Annotated in this window: 1 pseudogene; it reads left to right on the top strand. The window is 75.3% G+C overall.

Features of this window, described 5'->3' with window-relative positions:
• Window positions 1-231, top strand: a pseudogene (locus G3I40_RS07355) (sensor histidine kinase); the annotation flags it as partial.

Consider the following 231-nt stretch of genomic DNA (forward strand, 5'->3'; position numbering starts at 1 on the left):
TCCCCCGACGGTTTGTGGCTGGCCTTCCCGCTCTACTTCCTGCTCCTGCACCTGCTGCCCGTGCGCTGGGGCGTGCCCGCGGTGGTCCTCGCCGCCGGCGCGGCCATCGCGTCGTACGTGGGGCACGGCGGCGGGTTCAGCCCGGGCGCGTTCATCGGGCCGCTGCTCGGCGCGGCCGTCGCCGTGGCGACCGTGCTCGGGTACCAGGCGCTGTACCGGGAGAGCGAACGC

The organism is Streptomyces sp. SID14478 (genome assembly GCF_010548525.1).
Classification (GTDB): domain Bacteria; phylum Actinomycetota; class Actinomycetes; order Streptomycetales; family Streptomycetaceae; genus Streptomyces.